We start from the raw sequence: 689 nt of genomic DNA, 5'->3' as shown, positions 1-689 counted from the left end.
CAGGCGCTGGGTGAATTGATTGCTCATCATCATATTGAAATGCTGCAAATGACGCCGTCCCGGCTGCAAATGCTGCTGGGTCATGAAGCAGGTTCCCGCGCGCTGCAAGGCGTGAAGGCTATAATGGTGGGGGGCGAAGCCCTGCCGTCTAAGCTGCTTGCAGCACTGCAAGAAATCAACGGTCCCCGGATTTATAACATGTATGGACCTACAGAAACGACGGTTTGGTCGACCGTGCAGGAACTGACCCATGCTCAACATATTCATATTGGACGCCCTATCGCGAATACCCAAATATATATCATGAATGCGAATGGGGAATTGCAGCCCGTCGGTGTGCCAGGTGAGTTATGTATTGCAGGGGAAGGCTTGGCCCGTGGGTACTGGAAACGTAAAGAACTGACGGCCGAGAAATTTGTAAATCATCCGTTCGCTGGTGGTAAGGCAGGTCATGAGCGAATGTATCGTACAGGCGATTTGGCGAGATGGATGCCGGACGGCAACATTGAATATTTGGGCCGGATGGATCACCAGATTAAAATCCGGGGCTACCGGATCGAACTGGGCGAGATCGAATCGCAGCTGCTGCAGGTGGAGTCCGTACAAGAAGCAGTCATCATGGCCCGCACGGACGAAACAGGTCAAACCCAGCTCGTGGCGTACTACGTGGCAAGTCAAGAGCTTGGAGC

Annotated in this window: 1 protein-coding gene; it reads left to right on the top strand. The window is 53.1% G+C overall.

Features of this window, described 5'->3' with window-relative positions:
* Positions 1 to 689 (top strand): AMP-binding protein (locus tag MMB75_RS25990; RefSeq protein WP_277511619.1); only part of this gene is annotated, 689 nt, incomplete at both ends.

The sequence above is a fragment of the Paenibacillus sp. P2(2022) genome (assembly GCF_029522175.1).
Lineage (GTDB): Bacteria > Bacillota > Bacilli > Paenibacillales > Paenibacillaceae > Paenibacillus > Paenibacillus polymyxa.
This window is presented reverse-complemented; position numbering and strand designations above follow the sequence as displayed.